We start from the raw sequence: 19,545 nt of genomic DNA on the forward strand, positions 1-19,545 counted from the left end.
TACATGACAAAATCGACCCCATTAAATCTTCCCGATACGCGTGAGAGTGAACTGGCACAACGCGGACAAAAAGAACTCGCAGCATGGCTGTCTACCCGGCTGGAAACACAGCGCATCTCAATTATTGGGGATGATGAAAAGACCCACACAATTGAATTGCCCACCAGTGCGATGACGTTGCTGATGGATATTCTTGGCGAGCTGGCATCCGGTAATGCCGTGCAGATTGTTCCCGTCCAGGCCGAGCTCACCACGCAGGAAGCGGCAAACATTCTTAATGTCTCTCGTCCCCATATGGTCAAACTGCTTGAAGAAGGGCAATTACCTTTTCACAAAACAGGTCGCCATCGCAGAGTTTTGTTTGCAGATTTAATGAACTATAAAAACAAACGGGAACATGAAAGCCTGGATGCCATGCAGGCGCTGGCCGATCAGGCGCAGGACTTAGGGATGTACTAATGAAACACTCACCTTACCCGGTGATGCTGGATGCATGTGTTTTATACCCTGCGAGGCTAAGGGATTTGCTGATGCATTTAGGGATTGCTGGTCTGTATCAACCAAAGTGGAGTCACCGTATCCATGAAGAGTGGTGCCGAAATCTATTGCAGAATCGCATCGATATCGCTCCCGCATCACTTGAACGAACGGTTGAGTTAATGAATATTGCGTTACCCGATGCCAATGTCACCGGGTACGAGTCATTGATTGCAGGTCTTGAATTGCCAGATGAAGATGACAGGCATGTTCTGGCTGCTGCGATTCGTGCCAAAGCTGAAATCATTGTCACGCTGAATCACAAAGATTTTCCTCAGGCGGTGCTCAATACCTTTGATATCGAAGCGCTCCATCCTGATGATTTCATCTCCGATCTATTCGATCTCAACCATGCTTTGGCACTCGAAGCAGTGAGACGACAACGTCAATCCCTCAGGCACCCGCCGCTCACAGTTGATGAATTTCTGGCAATGCTGCTTAAACAGGGCTTGCCCATGACGGTGAAAGCACTGGAAGGCTATCGCTACGCCATTTAAAGGCAGTGGCGGGATGCCCGCGTGATTTACTCCCTTTTCTGAGGGGGGAGGGATCCCCACAAAAAATGCGAGCACGATCGGTTCCCTCTCCCTGAGGGAGAGGGCCAGGGTGAGGGGGAGATGCCCGCGAGGCACGAAGCCTAACGGTGACGCCTCTCCCCGGATTACCGCGCGGCTTACATCACCACGCTGGCCAGCAAAATAAACAGCAGCCCGCAGATGGAGAGCAATGTCGACATTAACGTCCAGGACAATAACGTCTCCTTGGTGGTCAGGCCGAAGAAATCCTTAATCATCCAGAAGCTTGCATCATTCACGTGCGAACAGATGCAGGAACCCGCACCCGTCGCCAGGGTAATCAGCGCCAGATTGGTATGAGGATGCGCTGCCAGCAGGGGAATCACTAACCCGGCGGTGGAAATAGCGGCAACCGTGGCCGACCCCAGACAAATCCGCAGGAATGCCGCGACACCCCAGGCCATCAGAATCGGGTTAATGTCCATCCCTGACACTAGCGTGGAAATATACTGGCCCACCCCGGAATCAATCAGCACCTGCTTAAATGCACCGCCGCCGCCGATAATCAACAGCAGGCCGGCAATCCCGGCAATCGCTTTGCCACAGGAGTCCATCAGCTCCGAAATGGTTTTCCCACGACCCACACCCATGGTGTAAATCGCGAACAACAGCGAAATCAGCATGGCGATAGTGGAGTTCCCCAAAAACAGGAAGATGTTATACAGCATGCCAGGGTCACCCGCGTCTTTCGGGCGAGCCATCTGCATAATGGTCACCAGCGCCATCAAAATAACCGGTAGCATGGCGGTCAAAAAGCTAATGCCAAACCCTGGCATTTCGCTCTCGGTAAAACTCTTTGTGGCGCCGAGAGAGGCAATATTGCCCTCTTTTTTAAAGGCATCCGGAATCAATCGCTGACACACTTTATTCAGCAGCGGACCACAGAGAATAAAGGTTGGAATGCCCACGATAATGCCGTAAATCAACACAAGGCCGACATCTGCGCCATATTCACGGGCGATCACAGTCGGTCCCGGGTGCGGCGGCAGAAAACCGTGCGCAACCAGTAAACCGGACAGCATCGGCACGCACATATACATCGGCGATATTTTCGCTTCGCGGGCGATGGCGAAGATAATCGGCACCAGCAGAATCAGGCCGACTTCGAAAAAGAGCGCAATCCCGACGATAAACGCCGAACAGACTACCGCCCAGTCGAGTTTTTTCGCACCGAAATATTTCAGCATGGTCAGCGCGATACGCTGTGCGCCGCCGGCATCAGATAATAAACGCCCGAGCATCACGCCGAAGCCAAATATCAAACCTATATGGCCCAGCGTACCGCCAAGGCCGGATTCGACCGAGGTAACAACTTTATTCAGGTTCATTCCACTGGCGATGGCGACCCCGATTGAGACGATAATTAACGAAACAAAAGTATTTAATTTTATTCTTATAGTTAAAAGCAGGAGTACAGCAATACCTGCCACGACGATAAATAGTGGCATAACGTCCTCTCTTTCCAGGATACAGATGTGAGCTACCAGACTGCCTGAGCCAGGCAGTCGAATAATAAAAACTTAATAATGGGTATGACTTAACTCAGGGCTTATTAATATAGTCCTGTAGTGCTTCACTTATTTTATTAACGTCATAAATACAGCCGCGCCATGTACCGCCGCTCACGGCCTGCAACATTGCCCAGAGGCGGGTATCGTCCGGTAATTCCGGGTCAGGCATTAAATCCGGATGCGTATTCCGGGCATTTAATAAGGCAGCCGCTTCCTCACGCGATGGCAGAATACTCTCTATATCGGTTCCTAAGAAATTCACCTCCCCATGCAGTTGTTTGCAGTCAATTTTAATTTCAATAATATCTCCGGTACGTAACTTACCAATCGGCCCACCCGCCAGGGCTTCTGGCCCGACGTGACCAATACAGGCACCGGTTGAAACACCGGAGAAACGGGCATCGGTAATTAACGAGACATGTTTACCGTATGACAGATGTTTCAGCGCGCTGGTGACCTGATAGGTCTCTTCCATTCCCGTACCGGAGGGGCCCGCGCCAATAATCACCAGAATATCGCCCGCTTTAATTTTGTCGTGCTTAATATCGTAAATAGCGGCTTTTTCCGAGAGATAGACCTTCGCCGCGCCTTTATGGTAATAAACGCCCTCTTCATTAATCACCGATGCATCAATGGCCGTGGACTTAATGACCGATCCTTCCGGCGCGATATTGCCCACCGGGAAGGTAATGGTGGACGTCAGTCCGCGTTTAGCGGCCTGCTGCGGCGACATAATGACATCATCCGCTGCGACCTGTTCTTGCTTAAATAACAGCTCCTTGAAAATCTGCCGACGTTCGGACTGCTCCCACCAGTCGAGGTTTTCCTTGAGGGTATTACCGGTGACGGTCATGACATCTTCATGCAGTAAACCGAGGCTGCGCAGATGCAACATCACCTCCGGTACGCCGCCCGCCATAAAGGCATTGACCGTCGGGTGATAGACCGGGCCGTTCGGCAGTACGCTCACTAAGCGCGGCACTCGCTTGTTAATGCGGATCCAGTCTTCAACGGTGGGAATATGACAGCCCGCCTGATGGGCAATCGCCGGGATATGCAGCAGCAGGTTGGTGGAGCCGCCAAAGGCCGCGTGAACCATCATGGCATTCTCAAAGGCTTTATCGGTAAGGATATCCTTCGTGGTGATGCCCTTGTGGGTCAGTTGCAGCGCCGCGCGGGCAGAGGCTCGGGCGATTTCCTGCCACACCGGCTCGCCTGATGGCGCCAGCGCGGAGTGGGGGATAGCCAGCCCTAAGCCTTCGGCCACCACCTGAGAGGTGCCCGCCGTGCCCAGGAACTGACAGCCGCCGCCGGATGACGCGCAGGCCTGGCAACCGGCCCGGCGAGCGCCCTGTAACGACAATTCGCCATTGGCAAAACGCGCGCCGATGGTCTGCACTTTGCCGTTATCTTCGCCATGCAGCGCAGGCAGCGTCGCTCCGCCTGGGATCAGCACCGTGGCTTTATCGTGCTGAGAGGCGAGCGCCATCATGGTGGCGGGCAGTCCTTTGTCGCAGGTCGCCACGCCAATCACTGCTTTGGCATCCGGCAGGGAGCGAATCAGGCGGCGCATCACCATCGAGGCGTCGTTGCGGTAGGGTAATGAGTCGAACATGCCGGTTGTGCCCTGCGTGCGGCCATCGCACGGGTCGGAGACATAGACCGCGTAAGGCAGGGCGTTATTGTGTTTGATAACGTCAGCCGCCGCTTTCATCTGGATATCCAGCTCATAGTGGCCCTGGTGAAGCGCCAGCGCGACAGGTTTTCCGTCTGGCCCGCGAAGCCCGCCCAGCGTACTCAGTAGCAGAATGCCATCACGGTTAAGCTCGTCTGGCGACCAGCCCATCCCGGCATTCATCGTCATACCAAAAATATCGCCACTGGGTCGGTTAACAAGCATATCCGGGGTCAGAGGCAGCTCGCCTTGCGGGCCAGCGGCGTGCGTCCTGACGTGGTAAATCTCCCGGTTGTCGTTATCAAATATTTCGCGAACAGACATGGTGTTCCCCTTATTGTTTTAAAATTCCCTGAGAGGACAGGAGCGCTCTCACTTTTTCTTTTGCTTCCGTCGACGCTTCCAGGATCGGCGGCAGGCAATACGTGTTCACCGGGAGCCCCACGCACTGCATGGCATATTTGATGAGTGAGACAAACGGGGTTTCCAGCGCATAAATTGACGGCAACTGGAGCAATTTTTTGTTAAGTGTGGCGGCTGTGGCGAGGTCGTTTTCCTGCCAGGCGCGATAGATGCCGATGGATAATTCCGGCGCGAAGTTGGCGCTGGCGGTAATCGACCCGTCCCCGCCCAGCAGCAACGTGTTGAGTAAATGGTCGTCGTAGCCGCAGAAAACGGAGAAATCCGGGCGCACCGCTTTGACGGTGTTGATCATTGTGCGCAGGTGGCCGACGCTGTCGATGGTGTCTTTAATGCCAACGATGTTGTCGTTTTGCAGCACCAGGCGTTTGACGGTCTCAGGCGTTAAGTCCTGACCGGTCAGGTCGGGGAAGTTATAGATGATCACCGGCAGATTTACGCTGCGCGCGATACGGTGGTAATAATCGTCCAGGTTGCGCGGGGCGACTTTCCAGTAGTAAGGGTTAATAGCAACAATGCCATCAGCACCGCAAACTTCGGCATGCTGTGCCAGCTTCACCGCTTCGTCGGTGGAGGGAGAACCCACGCCAATCAATACCGGAACGCGCTTGTCGGCTGTGGCAACCGCCGCTTCGGCGAGCGCCATCCGCTGGCTGGTGTTCATCTGGCTGAATTCCCCGCCGGTCCCCAGATAAAACAGTCCGTCGACCCCTTTCTCAATCAGAAAATCAGCGACCGCTTTCATGGCCGTTTTATCGATATTTCCGTCGTTATCAAAGGTGCTGGAGACCGGCGGAATAATTCCCCTGAACTTTTTCATTACATCAGTTTCCTTTTCTTAGGTTTTCACTTTCACTTCGGTACCCCAGCCCATATGATATTTGCCCGGCGCACTGACGGAGCAATTCGAGATAACCATCGATCTTATTTCCTGAATACACCACCGGATCGCCCGACAGTGAGATCGCATAATTAACCCGGTTATACATATTGAATACCGGCATACTCAGACATACTGCGCCATAGGTTGATTCTTCATTGTCTATGGCCCATCCGCGTAGACGCGTTTTCTGCAATTCTTCCCAAAATAATTTTTTATCCGTAAAGGTATTTCGGGTATGGGGTGTCAGCGTGAGTGCATTTAAAAAATAATCCATCTCCTCACGGGGCTTCCAGGCGAGTAATGCCTTACCCAACGCCGTGATGTGTAATTCTAACTTCTTGCCAATCCAGCTTTTTTTCGTTGGTACGGTGTCTGGCCCTTCCACTTTATCGAGATAAATGGCGTAGCAGTCCTCGATAGCCCCTAAATGACAGACCAGCCCACTTTTTTGCGAGAGTTCCTGCATCGGGCGTTTAGTGACCTCAAAAATATTTTTTCGGTGTAACGCCTGGCAGCCAAGTTCATAGTTTTTAATGCCGAGTGAATATTGGTTGCGCTCGCTTTTGGTTAAAAAGCCGCAATCGACCATCACATTTAATAAATTCAGCAGGCTGCTCTTGGGATATTGAAATTCCCGCAGGAGCTCCATAAAACTCGCTGCACCGACATACGCTATATAGGTCAGTATTTTCTCAGCCCGAATAAGTGAATTACATCCTTTACCGCCCATAACGGCTCCTGTGTTGATGGAGAAAAGTTTATCTGTCCAGTAAAGCGGAAAATACGTCTGGTTCAACAGGCTGAACCGAGTTAGGGGCGGGAAACGTGATCTGTGACGAGGTTTTGAATAATGGATTTATTCCGCCATCCAGGGGCATTGTGCCGCTATTAAGGAGAAAACCATCACGCCACAACGGGCCATCCTCCTTTGCGAAAAATCGCGCATGGTTTTAAGTAAGAGCACCTATGCGCCTCAATGAAATGCTGAACAAAATAAGCTTGTCCTGCGGATAAACGGATGCGTTATCCGCACATAAACGCCATTTAGCTCGTTATCGTTTAGGTAAACCCTGGCACTATGACCTCCGGACCTGATGAGACTGCGGCAATCCATTGGGTAATACATCATATGCGAGGAAAAATGCGGAGCGAGGCGCGCAGGGAAAAGAAGCGCAGAACCAAATCCAGACATACGGTTTTGCCGTATCGGCATGATGTTCCGCAGATTATTGACGGTCTGGAGCAGCTCTCACAGCAGTTAAGCTATACCTTACCTGAAAGCATCATCAGTCAGATGCTTATTTCCACTGACAGCTTTCTGGCTTACGCATGGAGCCGACATCTCTTTATCGGCAAGCGGACCGCCGTATTCCCGTCGCTGGATGCTGCCCGTTATCGTCTGGGTGACAGCAGTCTCTCTTCATTGATTGTCGATATGGAAAGCCTCACCAGCAGCCGTTTTGCTGTGCTTGAGGCGCTGCGTGGGCATTGCCTGGCAAAAGACGGGCTGCGTACCTATCTGCTGGTCTCCCATCCGGACCCTCCCATGTGTGCGTTTTTCTGTGCTGCGGGGCCGTTTGAGCTACTCAAACGCAATCAGCCTGTACGTCAACTCAGAGAAGCCCTGTTAGCGCCACCTTTGCCGGAAACCCCGCCGCGTTTCTCACCCACAGAATGGCAACTCCTCACCCGGCTGGCCCAGGGGCACACATTAAAAGAAACGGCGCGTCAGCTTGGGATGCCTTATCATCGCGCGGTTTACCGAGTCACCACACTCTTACAGCGTCTTGGGCTATCCACCCGCCTGCATTTGACACAGTTGCTCCATCGATTAACGCTTGATGTAAATCATTAAGGCGGGTCAGGGGAGTTGTTACTCTCCGTGTCGACCTAAGAAACTACTTATTTCTGCGCATTTCTAGGAAATTGATTTACATTTGATTAACAATTGCAACTATTCCTGGACAGGATTTGTCTCTGAAGGTCATCCGTTTTTTTAATGTAAAAACAGGCTGTTGGTAAATAATACGTATAAAAAAAGAACGGATCCGATTAACGAACGCCAAACATTCGGGTTACAGCGTTGTTTTCCCTGTTAAAAACAAAACGGAAATCTTAAAAATGCATTTTCGTTAGGGTTTCGTTTCGAAATCAGACGGTATACTCCCCGATTTGCAGGATTTAATTTTTTTGAAAAAAGCTTTTATTTTTATAAGGCTTTTCGAATGAAGCGTCCCAGGTATAATCATCTCAACTTATTAACAAATAAGACTTATCTCAACTGCAGTACGACAAGACTATTTCCCATCTTCGCAGTCTGCGAGTGGAAATAAATCAGTCAGCATGGATGCTCACGGTTTTCCCCTGGAAGGCCCCGGCATTGAATTCTTGATTTTACATTAACCCATTCACCGCTAATGTGAATTATTGGCGTTTCGTTAAGAAAAAAGTCAGAGGCACAATATGAAACCGGCTTCCGTTATCATTCTGGATGAGCACCCTATTGTCAGAATGTCGATAGATGTGCTGCTCGCAAAAAACAAAGACGTACAGGTAGTGCTTAAAACCGACGATAGTCGTACCGCACTTGATTATATTCGTGCTAATCCCGTTGATTTGGTGATTCTGGATATTGAATTACCAAAGACAGACGGCTTTAGCCTGCTTCGCAGGATGAAAGCGATAAATGAGAAAATCAATGTTCTGTTTCTCTCTGCGAAGTCAGAATCATTTTATGCCGGGCGGGCAATCAGAGCCGGTGCGAATGGTTTTGTCAGTAAACGAAAAGATTTATGTGATATTTATAATGCTGTCGAAATGATCCTTGCGGGCTATTCTTTTTTCCCGTCCGACACCATCAACTTGATTAATCACCCGGCACGGCGAAAAGGCGAGCAGTGGGATATGCCATTGTCTAATCGGGAAGTCACGGTGTTGCGTTATCTGGCGAATGGTTTGTCGAATAAGGAAATAGCAGATCATTTGCTGCTGAGTAATAAAACGATCAGTGCACATAAATCCAATATATTTTCTAAGCTTGGCGTGCAAACGATTGTCGAGTTGATTGATTACGCGAAATCACACGAGCTTCTCTAGAAAACACGCCCGGGAGACAAGCTTCCGGGCGTGTTGTCATGCAACGGCGGTCAGTAATAATTGATCGTAAAGGTCGCCTCGGCGTTCGCCTGACCCGGCTGGGGGGTATCGGCAAGGGCGATGTAATTGGCATAAAAATGGAGCGTCGCATTCCCCTCGTCATCAATGGGCACCGGTGGGCTGGCGCTTTGCAAAGGGAGACGCTTGCGATCGCTGTCGCGCAATTCAATGGCTACTTTTTTCGCCATTTCGCTGTCGCTCAGCGCCAGGAGTGCGTTATCCGTTGCCGGCGCGCCGGAAAAAGTAATCGACGCGCTGCCCGGCGGGCAGTCGACTAGATGCAGCGTGAAAGGGACCGGCTGCGTGGTGCTCCCGGCGGTACGCAATTGCTTTGTTGGCCAGGTACCGAGCGCAACCGTTTTGTTACTGTCAGCTGCCTCGACAGCGCAGGTGAAATCCACCACATTGCCCCGAAGCTCAATATTGATTTCCCCCAGCGGCGTGATCGCCAGCGCGGCGGGGCTCAATACAAAAGGCAACAGCATCAGATAACGTTGCAGGTTTACCATCTTGCACCTCAGTCAAAATCCACGCGTAAATAGCCGCGTGCGCTGAATGGCCCTTCCGCAGGTTTGTTGCCCGTGACGCTCACCGGCCAGGCGCGAATCCCCACACTGGCCTGCGCGTTGTCATCCAGTTGAAACCTGATTTTACTGGCCAGCGTATTTGGCGTGAGTATGTTTCCACCTTCTTCAGCAATCATAAAGCCGACATCTTTGTTATCCGAAATCATCATATTATCCTGGTGATCTTCTGCCTCCAGACGCATGGAGAGGTAAGCCTGCGCGTCGATATTGGTGCACTTGATGGCCACACGCCGGGTTTGCGGTCTGGCCGTTTCCGGACGCCCGCCGGGGCCGGCGCGGCTAAACAGCGATGCGCCGATATTGCCGAAATCGAACTCCACCACCTGACCTGCGTTAATCTCACAATTTTGCGGCACTTCAATTTTACCGCTGTAACTGATGGTATAGACCGGCGTGGTCAGCGCATCGGCGGTGGTCGTTGTCACGTAAACCGTCAGCATGGTCTGGCGCGGAATCGGCACCATACTGATGAACGGTCGGGTCACTTTCAGCTTTAAAATCAGCTTCGAGTCATTCACCTGAAATGGCTTTTGGTTACTGACATTTCCATCCACCCCCATGCGGATATAATTCTGGGGAGGGTAAAAAACACCGGCGGCGGAATCGGTGATTTGCATCGCGCCCTGTAAATAGTCATTTATTCTTAGGTATTTATATCCTCCTTCGATACTTTCCGGGTCCCGTTCGCTCACGTAACTGCGGTAGGTGTAATTAACGGTGGTTCCCGCCGGACAGATGGCTTCAACGCCCACCCAGCCGGATTTGTCGGGGAGCGTAACGATTTGTCCTGGTTTATTGTTCGAACTGTTAAACGTATTCGACAAGTCATAATAAATATCGGTAGCGGCGCCTTGCCTGTTGTAGCAAATGGTGGCACTGGCGCTGCCTGATATCGCCAGCGCGGCGGCACCTATAGCCAGCATAGCGTTTCTGTTCATCGCATTATCCTTTTTGCTCACAGGTGAGGGTAGCCTGCGCCACGGCCTGCCTGAGGCTCTGTTCAGGCAATGTATAACGGGCCGTGCAGCGTGACCGGGCATCGTCGCCCCATTGCACCAGCAGTTCGCCTGCTAACGGCAAACCACTGAGGTAAATTTGCCCGTCCTCGCCCACCATACTGGTGAGGCCACTGCCTGTTTCACGCACGATGGCACCAAACGGCACCGGGCGGTCGCCCCGTTTGACGGTGAGCAGCGCGCGCACGCCAATTCGCGTATCGAAACTGGCGCGTACCAGCGCGCCCTGGGTCGGCACCACACGGCTGACGTTGTTTTCCACGTCGGTGTGGTTATCCATCGAGAGGGTATCCAGCGCGATACGGTTATAGCGATAAACGGTGGCATACGGTATTACCGCGTAGCCGCGCCAGTCGGTTTTGACGCCGGTCTGATTTTCAATGCGCACACCCCGGGCGCCGGGCGCTTTAATCAACACATTGGTCTCGCCAGGCGGTTGGCTAAAGGTCACGCCGTCCGCATGTCCGATGATGCCGCCCGCCAGTTGCCAGTTGTAATCGTGTTGATCCCGGTCGTAGTTGTAACCGAGCCCCAGCGTGCCATAAGCCGCCTGCCAGTTCGCGCTGGCACTGCCGCTGTAACCATTGATATTACTGCGCCCCTGGTTGACGCTGTAGCTGAGGTTGCGCTCTTCCAGTAACGTGCCGCCCACCCCTGTGCGCCAGTTGTTTTGCCCGTTGCTATTGCGGTTAGCACTCACGCTTGCCCAGGCGCGATCGAGCGCGCTGTCACGGTTAAAGCGCTGGCCGCTGAACACGCTAAAGGGCACGGTGAGGTTGAAGGCGACGATTTTGTCTTTGCCGCCCGTCGCCTGCGATTTATTCCAGGACCCGGTGAAGGAATAGCTCATCCCGCGCCAGCTACTGGCGTAGCCCAGTTGATACCACGTGTCGGCGTCGTGGGTGTTCCAGTAGGTTTGCTGACTGCCAGAGAGATATACCGAGCCGTAATTGCCCAGGTTTTGGGAAATGTTGGCCTGAAAGCGCCCCTTTTTGCTGTTGTAAAGGTTGTGCCAGCTCTTGAGGACCGGGGTCTTATGCCACTCGCCATCGCTGTCTTCTTCGTATTCATAACTTTCCATATTGCGATACGCGACATCGCTGAGGGTATAAAAGCCGCGTGTGGAGTAGCGATAGCCCAACAGCTGGAAGTTGGTGCCAAAACGGTTAAGGGATTTCGCATACAGAAAGCGCAAAGACTGCCCTTCGTGGGTGCTGCTGTCGGCCAGCGTGCTGCGCGCGTGGGTGACATCAAAGGAGACCGCGCCCCAGTCGCCGAGGTTTTTCCCGGCGCCCAGCACGAACGCGCTATAGCGTGATGCCAGCTGAGTGCCGGTATAGGCGGTGTAATTACCGGGCAGGCCAGCGACCAGCGTTGCCTGCCCAAAAGAAGGCTGAGATTGCTGAGTGTTGCCACTGCGGTATTTCCCTACCACTACGTCATATTTCATGCGCCCTTCACGTTGTAACAGCGGTACGGTGGAATAGGGCACGGTGTAGCGCTGCTGGCTGCCGTCTTTCTCTTCTATGGTAACGTCAAGGTCGCCGCTGGAAGAGGTGGGGCTCAGATCATTGATGGTGAAGGCCCCCGCAGAGATAAAGCTCTGATAAATAACGTATCCGTTCTGGCGAATCACCAGTTTGGCGGGGGTGCGGGCGATACCCCGTACGGTGGGGGCATAACCTTGCAGGCTATCCGGATACATGCTGTCTGATGAGGACAAGCGGGCGCCACGAAAGCCGAGGCTATCGAAGACGGTGTTATTGGTGTTGCTGTCACCCATCACCAGCTCGCTTTTCAGCGGGACGATGGCCCGTTGTACCCAGGTGCCAATGTTGCTCCAGCTTCGGGCAACGTCACCGTTGCTGTGGGAGTAACGCCATGCGCTGTCGTTGCGCAGCCGCCATGGGCCATAGTTGAGGCCACTTTGCAGGCTTAAAAAGTAGTTGTCGCTGTCGGTACCCCGGCTGCCGGTGAAGTTGTAATTGAGCAGCGCCGCGGTGATGCCCTCGTCCCACTCTTCGGGAGGAATGTAGCCGCGCGCACTGTTGTGCATCGCCGCCTGTGGGATGTTGACGTCGAGTCGCTGTGAGGCAAAGTGGTAAGTCAACGTTGCCCCCGGAATGGTCGCCGGGATATCAAGACAGTCATCCTTTGATGTCGCCAGTGCAGGGAAAGCCTGCAGGTTTACGCCTATGCGCGACAGCCATTCGCTGTTAAAGCACGGCGTGAGTCCACCGGATGCATCGGCACCGGTATGATCAGGCTTCACGACGAAACGCACATCCTGGCTGCTAAAGAACTCGTCATTACGCCAGACATCCACGCGATAAACGCCGGGGGGCTGATTGTTGCCTTTCTCAAAGCGAGACAGATCCGCGACGTTGGCGGCGTCGCTGGATAAGAAAGCCGGGTTGAAATAGCTTCCGGCGCTGCCAACTGTCGGGTACAGCGCGGCCAGTACAACCCATCGGGCACGGCATAATGAAAAGGACGCGAGCGTATTCATCATGATTCCTGTGAGGACTTAGTGCAGGCTGGCAGTGAGGTGGGGCGTGACTGCTCCATAGTCATTGACGGTCTGGAACGTGACGCCCCCCGAAAGGTTGGCGGGAAGGGCAACCTGGGCACGGTTTTTCGGCGCGACCATCACGTTGTCCAGCTTCTGGGTTCCCATTCGTACGTTGACCAGCGTGACGTAGTAAGGCGAGGGATTGGTAATAACCAGATTGTTTCCCGCGCGTGAGAACGCCAACTGTGCGGGTGCCGTTTCCGGTGACCCGGGTAATTTGGCCGGGCGCACGAACAGTTTGATGCGTGATAGCACCGCTAACTGGAGAACGTTTTTCCCCTCAAGACTGTCTTTATCTACCGACGGAATCGCTTTGACGTTCATCCAGAAAATAGATTCCCGATCGGCAGGCAGGGGCTGCCCGGCATAAATAATACGCAGGGTATGTTCGCTTTTCGGTTCGCTGACGAATAAAGGGGGCGTCACGATAAACGCTTTCTCTTTTTCGCCCTTATTATTTTCTACCCATGAGTTCACCAGGAAGCGTTCTTTTTCGCCACTGTTGGTAATTGCCAGTGATGTTTGTTGCGCGCTTGCAGGATAAATAATCCTGGTGGCTCCCAGTGAAATACCGCCGTCTGCGTAAACAGGCAATGACAGCATGGCGAAAAATAAAGCGCCAAAGGTGTTTTTTAAATAATGATTCATAGCACAAGGACTCGTTGTGGACATAAATTTGCCCCATCCCTGGGGCCGGTATTCTCCTTACGCCAACTGCCTTATTCGTATTTCATGATGAATGTGGCATCAGCATTTGCCTGACCTGGTGAAGTCGTTGCTGCAGTCGCTTTATAGCGCGCAGAAAAGTTCAGGGTGTTGGTGCCTTCGAACAGCGTGTGTGCTACGGAGGTGACAACGCCGTCAGGTTTGAGCGGGTTAGAGGCTTCGTCGAGGATCTCAATACCCACACCTTTTGCGGTAGAGGTATTCTCCGAAGAGGCAATGGCCAGCAACGAGTTGTTAACGGCATCGGCCTGGCCAGAGAAAGAAACGGCAGCGGTTTGCGCCACGCTCGGGTCACAGTCATTCAGCACGATGGTGAAGGGGATCAGTGCGGAGGTATCACCCACTTTGGTGAACATCGCGGTGCGATACTGTCCGAGTTGTACCGTCTGGTTAGCAGACTTGGTGCTGACGGAACAGGCCGCATTGATCAGCTTACCTTCAAAATGCACAGTACCACCGTTCACGGTAACCACATCGGCCTGTGCCGCACCTGCTAATAACATAAGACCTGTTGCAACGGACGCAGACATTAATTTCATATTCATCGCTTTTCCTTGAAAAAATATATAACGCCAGCACTAAGCCGGATCCATTTAAGTGATAACGACATTGCATGTATTAAAACCTTTGTCAGTAACCGGGGCTTTCTCTCTCTCCTGAGATAGTCGGTTAAGGACGGCTTATACATCGCGTTTGTGCCGTGGTTATAAATTAATCTGTCGAAAGGGCGAATAATATTCGAAATAGCTTTGAACGGACTAAGGTGTTTCTTAATTGGATATAAGAATGAACGTAGTTGATATGATTTGTGAGCGATTGTTTAGGCTGATCAAAATGACGAAGGTTAACAATTTTTAATGTTTATTATATTAGGTTGAATGAAACGATTTAATGATGGAGCCTTCGGCGCGGAGCCGCTTTTCTTCCTCATCCGGAGGGGGGCGGCGTGAGGGGGAGCATTCGGATCAACTCTCCCCGCTAAATCAGCCACCTTTCAGCAGCGACAGCACGATCTCTGGCGTCATATTTGCCTTTGCCAGCACCTGCATACTGGATTGTTGCAGGATTTGCGCCCTTGTCATCGCCGATACCTCAGCAGCGTAATCCGCATCTTCAATTCTGGAGCGGGTCGCTGCCGTGGTGGCTGCCGCATTGCCCTGCGCATTTTTTACGGACGTCAATCTGTTGGCGACGCCACCCAACTCGGTGCGGCGCGAATCAACCTGACTAATCGCGTTATCAATGGCGGCCAGCGGATTTTCCGGGTGGCGTAAGCGGATCTCTGCCCCTGTTTCCCACACGCTAAGTGTAGTGAAATTAGTGGACGCATCGGTACTGGAGCCCAGCGCTGTTCTGTAATAAATCTGCACCGCGCCAACGCCGTTAAGCGTTTTCAAATAAAATGTGTTCGTCAGATCATTTTGCAGCGCCAGTGTGGCGGTCTTTGCACCATAGGTGGTGCTGGCGGGCAGGTCCATATAGTACTTGCCGTCGCTATCCAGGCGAAGTGCGTCATTAAATGTGTTTCCATCCGCATCGGTATATGTCACGTCCACTTTCGCGGGGTCCAGAGTCACATGCGAACGCCCGCTGACACTGGTCACAGCGGTAAAACCATTTTGACTGGTGCTGCTGGTGGCTATGACGTGTAATGCGGTAGTGGTCCCGTCCGTCGTGGCGTTTACCGTGGCCGGGTAGTAACGAAAACTCCCGCTGCCATCGCTCATTTCCATCATGTACTGGCTGCCTGATTTCACCAGCCTGCCTGACACCGTGCTGCCATTGGCATCGGTAAACGTGGTTGCCGTCGTGCTGGTGTCTATGGCTGGCGTGGTGGTGACCTGCGCTGGCAGCGTCGCAAAGTCAGTATCCAGCAGGCCGCTGGTGCTGGTCATGGTTGCGGTTACCGCGCCGGATGTGCCAAAACTCAAGGTCGCTGGATAATAAAAATCATCCTGCTCAATGTAGTACTGCCCGTTGGCGTGAGTCAGTGTGGTGCCGCTTAACGTTGTGCCAGTAGTATCTACCATCGTGAGGGGCGTTATAGCGCGGGCAGGTATCTGGCTGACATCGCTATAGAGCTTGGTTGCGCTGCTTGCCGAAACAGACACGGTGCCGGTGCCGGTCTGCGTATACCAGTCCGCCGACACGCTCGCCGGAAGAAATACGGCGTTGCCGTTGGTATCCGTTCCCTGAATATAATACTGGCTGTTGGCCGTGCTTCTGACCAACTGAGGCGACGTTATGCCCGCAGCGGTATAGCTCACCGTGACCGAGCTGCTGTTAAGAGAAATATTATAGGCCGTGCTGGTATAGCCGTTTGTATCCACAACATTATTGCTGATGCCGCTGATCACGAGGTCTTTCAGGCCAATTTCAGCAACGCTCATGCCCGGCGCAGAGAGATTAAGGTCGATTTTCTGGTTGTCGTTCGCACCCACCTGAAAGCCGACTTTACCCGCGCTGCCGTTTAAAAGTGAAATACCATTAAATTGAGACGTGCGATTAATTTCGTCGATGGCCTTCAGGTTGAGGTTGATTTCCGCCTGAATAGCATCGGAATCCGTTTGTGAGTAAGTACCATTCAGCCCCTGCACCGTTAATTCACGGATGCGCTGCAACCGGTTATTCACTTCATTCAACGCGCTTTCAGCGGTATCAATCATCGATAAAGCATCGCCGGCATTGTCACTGGCACTGTTAATGCGCATCCCTGAGGAGAGACGACGAATGGCCGTTTCCAGCGCGGATGAGCTTTTGGCGGACTGCTTTTGGACATTTAGCGCTGAGACGTTAGTTTTTAGACTAATCATTACCTTGCTCACAAATATTCCCTGGCATTCATTATCGGCATGGCCGCATTTTCTTTAGGGAGATAATTTCCGTTAAGTCAGCTTGATGTGAAAGGTAAGGTGTTTTTGACTGGTGCAGGCGTCGCAGACGTTTATATGTGAAATATTGTGCTGTAAAATTTTTTTAAACTGGAATTTAAATCGATAAAATTCCGCAGACTACGAAATAAGGTAGGTTGGGGAAGTTATTGATTGATGAGGTTGTGCCTCAGGACGATTAACACCGATTAGCGACCCGGAGTTTACCCAATCACAAACGCAAAAAAGCCCCCGAAGGGGCCTGAAGGGTTGTCTTTGAGGGCGAAACCGGCCGCCTTGCGGCGACCTGTCCGGCAGCTCCCTCTGCGACCATCCGGTCTTATTTGCTCAGTTCAGCGGTCATGTGAACAACGTTGTTCACGGTCGCTTCGGTAATTTTGTAAGACGCGCCTTCCTGCTGTGCCTGTGCGGCGATTTTTGCTTCTGCGCCGTCAATGGTGGAGGCGCTGGCGCTCACGCTCTGGGCGAAAGCACCGAAGGACATCATGGAGAGAGCGGCAACTGCAACGAAAGTTTTGATGGATTTCATGGTCGTATTCCTTAAGTTATTTGTTCAGGATAGGGCGTGTTGCCCTGATGTGATGAATAATAGATCGACCATCGGGTGATGAAAATCTAAACTATTTGCCGATAACGTTCAAAAAAATAGAACATAATTTGAACGTGTTTGTGGGGGATGAATGCGGGGTGTTTGTAGCCCGGATAAGGCGTTTTACGCCGCATCCGGGAAGGAACCTGGCGGCGCGGTACTTGCCGGGTTAAATGCTATTTCCCGGCCTTTGTTTCCCATTTGACCAATCCCGTAATATCTTTTTCACCCTCAGCCTCTTTCAGGCGACGTTGCTGCTCGGCAAATTGAACATATTCAGCCTGTGCTTTTTCGTCAGCGGCCTTCTTACTGACAGAACCCGCATCCTTTAACACCTCACGGTCGTTAAATTGCAGAAACTGATCCAACTTTATCTGCCAGTCATGCAGGAAAACCTGTTTGCGTCGGCGGGCCTGGTCTTCGGCAAAATCCAGCCACATATTGACCACACGATTGAGTTCGCCGATCTCTTCAGGACTGAGATAATTTTTGGCTACCGTAACATCGCTTTTGCGCACTTCTTCACTTTTGTAACTGGTCAACCCCATATGCGGTTTACTGGCGTTAGCGCGTTGGTTGATGAGTTCCGCCGCAGTACGGCCGGTGCAGGCAAAATGCAGTTTGTTCTGGATGGTTTGAAAAAAAAGCGTGGTCTCTTTGAGCGAAGGTTGGTAGTCAGCGGCAAGGGCAAAGATCTCACGAACCCGTAAATAAACCCTGCGTTCACTGGCGCGGATATCGCGGATGCGTTCGAGCATCTCATCGAAATAATCAGGAACAGCTGAAGAACCCACGGGTGGATTTTTCAAACGCTCATCATCCATCACGAAACCTTTCACAAGGTATTCCTGAAGCGTTTGCGTTGCCCACTGGCGGAATTGCGTGCCTCGAATGGAACGGACGCGGTAGCCGACGGCGAGAATTAGCGGCAAACTAAAGAATTGAACATTATATGTTTTTCCATCGACGGCAGTTGTTCGGTAAAACCGAACAACTGAATTTTCGTCCAACTCTGCGTCGTCGAAGATATTCTTTATATGCCCACTGATAGTGGATTTGGCTTTGCCATACAGGTCGCAAATCATTGCCTGAGAAAGCCAAAGAGTATCGTTCTCGAAGCGACATTCAATACGCACTTTCCCGTCGCCGCTGGTAAACATTAAGAATTCACCTGCGGGGGATTGGGTTAATTCTCCATTTGTCATGCCACCTCCGAATCGCGAGCCGAATCTATCAAGTATGCCAGAAACACAGCCTGCGGTTCATTAGGTGAACAACTGATATGGGCATAACACCTATTGGCCGACAAGATACCAGCGCCGCCATCCGGGAACCCAGCGGCGTAATATTTACCGGATTACAAACGCAAAAAAGCCCCCGAAACGCGTAGCCCGGATAAGGCGTTTACGCCGCATCCGGGAACCCGACGGTGCAATATTTACCGAATTACAAACGCAAAAAAGCCCCCGAAGGGGCCTGAAGGGTTGTCTTTGAGGGCGAAACCGGCCGCCTTGCGGCGACCTTTCCGGCAGCTCCCTCTGCGACCATCCGGTCTTATTTGCTCAGTTCAGCGGTCATATGAACAACGTTGTTCACGGTCGCTTCGGTAATTTTGTAAGACGCGCCTTCCTGATGGGCCTGTGCGGCGATTTTTGCTTCTGCACCGTCAATGGTGGAGGCGCTGGCGGTCACGCTCTGGGCGAAAGCACCGAAGGACATCATGGAGAGAGCGGCAACTGCAACGAAAGTTTTGATGGATTTCATGGTCGTATTCCTTAAGTTATTTTGTTCGGGATAGGGCGTGTTGCCCTGATGTGATAAATAATAGACCGACCATCGGGTGATGAAAATCTAAACTATTTGCCGATAATATTCAAAAAAATAGAATATGATTTGAACGGTATTTGCGGGCGCTGGATGCAGGGGAAAGGGGGAAAACCACGTCGCTCCTCTCGGGCACTGAAACCCCGGTGTCGCTGCGCTTACCGGGGCTACGCACACACTTTCACTCTGCCAGCGGGCCCATTTCCCAGCCTTGATGCACCGACGAACGCGATGCGCACCACCCCAGCGGCAGGGCGGCGAGTTGCTCTATCGTCGGGTCGTGCTCAACAATACTCTGCAAACTCACCAGGCAGGCATCATTGATATCCACGGCTTCTGGCTGGGCGGTGTGAAACTGCCAGCATCCATCATCGCTATCGTGCGTGACATAGACGATGGCATCACCGTGGGTGAAAATACTCTTTCTGGCAATCACTGCAACATTCGGCGGATCGTTAAATTTCCATGCGGGAGTGTTTGTATTGCTCATCGCGCTTTTCCTTTCTTATCTGGAAATCTTCCCGAACATGTACGTTCGCCTTACAGGTTGGGGCACACCATGCGTCTCTCGCGTGCGCCGCAT

18 protein-coding genes are annotated in these 19,545 nt (G+C 52.2%); 4 read left to right on the forward strand and 14 right to left on the reverse strand.

What is annotated here, in order from left to right; all coding sequences use genetic code 11:
- The first annotated feature begins 3 nt into the window (after positions 1–3).
- Both L2097_RS17345 and L2097_RS17350 read left to right on the forward strand, forming a co-directional pair.
- A complete protein-coding gene (locus L2097_RS17345) occupies positions 4–459 on the forward strand; it encodes a helix-turn-helix domain-containing protein (RefSeq protein ID WP_047372530.1) in 456 nt (151 codons plus the stop codon).
- Complete coding sequence (locus L2097_RS17350) at positions 459–1,034, forward strand: PIN domain-containing protein (protein WP_047372531.1); 576 nt, start codon at positions 459–461, stop codon at positions 1,032–1,034. Before L2097_RS17345 ends, L2097_RS17350 begins: the two co-directional genes overlap by 1 nt.
- A 176-nt stretch (positions 1,035–1,210) precedes the next feature.
- Here L2097_RS17350 and L2097_RS17355 read toward each other — a convergent pair whose 3' ends face one another.
- The 4 genes from L2097_RS17355 to L2097_RS17370 form a co-directional block, all read right to left on the reverse strand.
- Positions 1,211–2,560 carry a GntP family permease gene (locus L2097_RS17355; protein ID WP_047372532.1) on the reverse strand — a complete coding sequence of 450 codons (1,350 nt, stop codon included), beginning with the start codon at positions 2,558–2,560 and terminating at the stop codon, positions 1,211–1,213.
- 94 nt (positions 2,561–2,654) lie between these two features.
- The gene (locus tag L2097_RS17360) at positions 2,655–4,622 is read right to left on the reverse strand and encodes a YjhG/YagF family D-xylonate dehydratase (protein ID WP_250353370.1); all 1,968 of its coding nucleotides are present in this window, start codon (positions 4,620–4,622) and stop codon (positions 2,655–2,657) included.
- Between the two features lie 10 nt (positions 4,623–4,632).
- On the reverse strand, positions 4,633–5,538 hold the full coding sequence (locus L2097_RS17365) for a dihydrodipicolinate synthase family protein (RefSeq protein ID WP_250353371.1): 906 nt from the start codon (positions 5,536–5,538) through the stop codon (positions 4,633–4,635).
- Positions 5,539–5,542: 4 nt separating this feature from the next.
- Positions 5,543–6,331 carry an IclR family transcriptional regulator gene (locus tag L2097_RS17370; RefSeq protein WP_047372535.1) on the reverse strand — a complete coding sequence of 263 codons (789 nt, stop codon included), beginning with the start codon at positions 6,329–6,331 and terminating at the stop codon, positions 5,543–5,545.
- Between the two features lie 411 nt (positions 6,332–6,742).
- On the opposite strand from L2097_RS17370, the gene fimY reads away from it, so the two are divergent.
- Both fimY and fimZ read left to right on the forward strand, forming a co-directional pair.
- Positions 6,743–7,456 (forward strand): fimbria biosynthesis regulator FimY, encoded by a 714-nt coding sequence (gene fimY, locus L2097_RS17375; RefSeq protein WP_047372536.1) that lies wholly within the window; start codon positions 6,743–6,745, stop codon positions 7,454–7,456.
- A gap of 608 nt (positions 7,457–8,064) precedes the next feature.
- Entirely contained in the window at positions 8,065–8,697 is a 633-nt protein-coding gene (gene fimZ, locus L2097_RS17380) for a fimbria biosynthesis transcriptional regulator FimZ (protein WP_047372537.1), read from the forward strand.
- 50 nt (positions 8,698–8,747) lie between these two features.
- Here the strand turns inward: fimZ and sfmF are convergent, their stop codons facing one another.
- The 10 genes from sfmF to L2097_RS17430 form a co-directional block, all read right to left on the reverse strand.
- Positions 8,748–9,266: a fimbria assembly protein gene (gene sfmF, locus L2097_RS17385; protein WP_047372538.1), complete on the reverse strand. Its 519-nt coding sequence runs from the start codon at positions 9,264–9,266 to the stop codon at positions 8,748–8,750.
- Between the two features lie 8 nt (positions 9,267–9,274).
- Positions 9,275–10,282 carry a type 1 fimbria D-mannose specific adhesin FimH gene (gene fimH / locus L2097_RS17390; RefSeq protein ID WP_047372539.1) on the reverse strand — a complete coding sequence of 336 codons (1,008 nt, stop codon included), beginning with the start codon at positions 10,280–10,282 and terminating at the stop codon, positions 9,275–9,277.
- Positions 10,283–10,286: 4 nt separating this feature from the next.
- Entirely contained in the window at positions 10,287–12,869 is a 2,583-nt protein-coding gene (locus tag L2097_RS17395) for a fimbrial biogenesis usher protein (protein ID WP_502799313.1), read from the reverse strand.
- An 18-nt stretch (positions 12,870–12,887) separates the two neighbouring features.
- Positions 12,888–13,580 (reverse strand): type 1 fimbria chaperone FimC, encoded by a 693-nt coding sequence (gene fimC / locus L2097_RS17400; RefSeq protein ID WP_047372541.1) that lies wholly within the window; start codon positions 13,578–13,580, stop codon positions 12,888–12,890.
- A 71-nt stretch (positions 13,581–13,651) separates the two neighbouring features.
- Positions 13,652–14,203 (reverse strand): type 1 fimbrial major subunit FimA, encoded by a 552-nt coding sequence (gene fimA, locus L2097_RS17405; RefSeq protein ID WP_047372542.1) that lies wholly within the window; start codon positions 14,201–14,203, stop codon positions 13,652–13,654.
- A 438-nt stretch (positions 14,204–14,641) separates the two neighbouring features.
- Positions 14,642–16,483 carry a flagellin N-terminal helical domain-containing protein gene (locus tag L2097_RS17410; RefSeq protein WP_250353373.1) on the reverse strand — a complete coding sequence of 614 codons (1,842 nt, stop codon included), beginning with the start codon at positions 16,481–16,483 and terminating at the stop codon, positions 14,642–14,644.
- 385 nt (positions 16,484–16,868) lie between these two features.
- Positions 16,869–17,078: a YdgH/BhsA/McbA family protein gene (locus L2097_RS17415; RefSeq protein WP_047372544.1), complete on the reverse strand. Its 210-nt coding sequence runs from the start codon at positions 17,076–17,078 to the stop codon at positions 16,869–16,871.
- Between the two features lie 236 nt (positions 17,079–17,314).
- Positions 17,315–18,343 carry a virulence RhuM family protein gene (locus tag L2097_RS17420; protein ID WP_250353374.1) on the reverse strand — a complete coding sequence of 343 codons (1,029 nt, stop codon included), beginning with the start codon at positions 18,341–18,343 and terminating at the stop codon, positions 17,315–17,317.
- A gap of 349 nt (positions 18,344–18,692) precedes the next feature.
- A complete protein-coding gene (locus L2097_RS17425) occupies positions 18,693–18,902 on the reverse strand; it encodes a YdgH/BhsA/McbA family protein (RefSeq protein WP_229223204.1) in 210 nt (69 codons plus the stop codon).
- A gap of 241 nt (positions 18,903–19,143) precedes the next feature.
- Entirely contained in the window at positions 19,144–19,452 is a 309-nt protein-coding gene (locus tag L2097_RS17430) for a hypothetical protein (RefSeq protein ID WP_250353375.1), read from the reverse strand.
- Positions 19,453–19,545: the final 93 nt, after the last annotated feature.

Origin of the sequence: Citrobacter sp. MNAZ 1397 (genome assembly GCF_023613995.1) — a bacterium.
GTDB classification, from domain to species: domain Bacteria; phylum Pseudomonadota; class Gammaproteobacteria; order Enterobacterales; family Enterobacteriaceae; genus Phytobacter; species Phytobacter ursingii.